4 protein-coding genes and 1 rRNA gene are annotated in these 2538 nt (G+C 42.4%); 4 read left to right on the top strand and 1 reads right to left on the bottom strand.

The genetic code is table 11. The features are described 5' to 3' along the window. Positions 1-9: 9 nt before the first annotated feature. Together rrf and QQZ12_RS16835 are read left to right on the top strand one after the other, a co-directional pair. Positions 10-124, top strand: a 5S ribosomal RNA gene (gene rrf / locus QQZ12_RS16840). An 847-nt stretch (positions 125-971) separates the two neighbouring features. Further along, positions 972-1220 carry a hypothetical protein gene (locus QQZ12_RS16835; protein ID WP_284724686.1) on the top strand — a complete coding sequence of 83 codons (249 nt, stop codon included), beginning with the start codon at positions 972-974 and terminating at the stop codon, positions 1218-1220. Positions 1221-1264: 44 nt separating this feature from the next. Here QQZ12_RS16835 and QQZ12_RS16830 read toward each other — a convergent pair whose 3' ends face one another. Continuing rightward, positions 1265-1687 (bottom strand): hypothetical protein, encoded by a 423-nt coding sequence (locus QQZ12_RS16830; protein ID WP_102993229.1) that lies wholly within the window; start codon positions 1685-1687, stop codon positions 1265-1267. Between the two features lie 115 nt (positions 1688-1802). Between QQZ12_RS16830 and QQZ12_RS16825 the strand changes: the two genes are divergently transcribed. Further along, on the top strand, positions 1803-2087 hold the full coding sequence (locus tag QQZ12_RS16825) for a YhjD family protein (RefSeq protein ID WP_102993228.1): 285 nt from the start codon (positions 1803-1805) through the stop codon (positions 2085-2087). 219 nt (positions 2088-2306) lie between these two features. After that, positions 2307-2538 (top strand): transposase (locus tag QQZ12_RS16820; RefSeq protein ID WP_284724685.1); only part of this gene is annotated, 232 nt, incomplete at its 3' end.

Here is a 2538-nt window from a genome sequence, read left to right as displayed (position 1 = left end):
AACATAACGTCTGGTGATGATGGCGGAGGGGACCCACCCGTTCCCATACCGAACACGGAAGTTAAGCCCTCCAGCGCCGATGGTACTTGGGCTTAAGCCCTGGGAGAGTAGGTCGTTGCCAGGCTACTAACCCCCACTTCATTCTGAAGTGGGGGTTTTTGCTTTGTTTATATTAGCAAGTTGATTCATCATATGGCACTGCCAGTGGCCAAGGGGCAGAGTTGTTCGGAAACTGATTCACTCTTTGTAGCAAGAAAGCAGTTGGCACCCATGTCATGGGTGAGAAGAACTTGGATTAGTTCCAGTGCCCACTTCTTGTACGATGATCAGGGGGGGGCTGCTTGTTTAATAGCGCCATTACCGATTTTCCATGGAAAACGCGCCATGGTGCTGTATCGGTGAGAAGTCTATGAATCCGATCAGTAGAAAATGCAGCTGTCGAGTAACGAGAGTCTCTAAGGTATGTCTGGCAAATCAAGTTGTGGGGAAGAAGCGGAGGAAAAACCTTTTCTCGAGGAGCGACGATGCACAAGTGAAGCGAATGAGAAAATGGTTTTGGAGCCGCTGGTCTATTCATTAGACTGCTTAGAAGTGTCTGTCAAACCAAGTTGGTGGGGTAGAAGTAGCGGAAAAACCTTTTACAGGTGAGTCTCGCCAGCGTGAAGCAAATGAGAAAACAGTTTTAAAGCTGCTAGCCTAGATAGCGGAAGAATGGAAGCGGATAAGGGAAATATTGGGAGGTATTTTGATGGTGTTACCCGATTTTTATATAGTCACCCTCCATCTAGGACGTAGCGACCGTGCATTGACCGTTTTGGAAATCCCTGATCATTTCAAAAACGTGTATTTTCAGGAGTTTATTGCATGGAGAAGTATGAAACGGATGATTAGATCCCGAAGGGATGGCTTTTACAGACTTAACAAAACAGGAGAAATAAAGCAAGAGCGATTGTGTGGCGGGAAGTTTGATGATGAGTTTGTCATTACGAAGATTGAAGGAAAAGGGGAACGTGCGGCCGACAGGAATCATCGAGTTTCCGGCACCGCCTGATGTACGGAAGGCTGTTTGGTCGATTGTGAATCAAGCCAAGACGCATGAAGATAAGGAATTCATCTACTTGGAACCTGACATTGCCATGAAGGTGAAATCGAGAGGGTTCACCAAGCGAGGGATGATTCGATTGCCTGTGTTTCAGGTGTTTCTATTTGACGTTTCATAAATTAAAAAAGCCGTACCCCGATGGGAATACGGCTTTGATCTATTTCACTCCGAAGAGATGGTTCCTGATCCTTCAAAAGACCAGTTTGTTCCATCATTCTCTTTTTTCAACTTAATATAATAGTTTCCTAGTTTGATTTTACCTAGACTTTTATCAAAACGAACTGTTTTACCATGTTCGGCAAGCACTTCAAAGCTATCAACGAGCTTATCATTTTCATCATATACTGAAATCTTAACAATCACAGAACGTTGACCTTCATAGGAAAAGGCTGTGATCTCACCACTAATATTTAGCTTACCAGGGCAAATTGCCCGAAGGATTTTTTCTTTTGTTTGTACGGCGAAATCGAACTTGAACGGATAGGAGTCATAACAACTTGGCCCCGCGGCATGAACAGCTCCCTGAAGCGGACTGACCAACATCAACGTGAGTAAACCAAGCGACAGAAGCAATTTCTTAAACATTATATGACCTCCTATATTTTTTATATATTTTATTCTAATACATATAGTGAATACTTTCTATACTTATTGTAGAATGAATATTTTATTTATTTCTTTCGGTTGATTGGTGATATAGATGCTTTATGACGACGAACACTTCGATTTTGAAATCAAACTCAAACGCTATACCCACCTTGAAGTTTTGCTGGAAGCGCTAGATCGAGACAAAAAACACATGGATCATCTCAAGATGGCACATGAGTATCAATATCAAATCAACCACATCACCGACCTCATCTTAAAGGGAATGGCCGACCTTCGAGGTAACTTCAGTCAATCTCAGGGTGAAATCATCCAAACGGTGCAGTTGGTGGGGGAACGCATGGGGAGTATGTATATCAAGGGTATCGACTCAATATAAAGTTTCTCAATGAGTTCATGCGAGTGGAGTGTGGGGAGATTCTCAAAGAATATATGAAGTTGAAAGGAGTGACTATTAGAGAGTTACCCATCACTTTTTGGACGCAATAAAAAAAGGACGACTACTCGTCCCGAGGCTGCTGACAAACTGCCTTGAAAGGCAGGGTCAGCAGCCTTTTTTGTCGAATCAATAAAAAACACTCTATAAGGTGTTTTTTCTATGTTTAGAACAAATCCGAGTAAAGAACATCAACCAGAACTGGTTAACATAGAAGAATTGGTTCCACGAGATCACTTGTTACGGAAAATTAATGAAACGATCGACTTCTCCTTCATTGCTGAGAAATGTAAAGAATCATACTGCCAAGATAATGGGCGTCCATGTCTTGACCCAATTATGTTATTTAAAATGCTACTCATTGGATATTTGTTCGGCATTCGTTCCGAACGCC

The organism is Laceyella tengchongensis, assembly GCF_900182735.1.
GTDB lineage: Bacteria > Bacillota > Bacilli > Thermoactinomycetales > Thermoactinomycetaceae > Laceyella > Laceyella tengchongensis.
The sequence above is the reverse complement of the archived record's forward strand: the minus strand, read 5'-3'. Positions and strand labels throughout refer to the sequence as shown.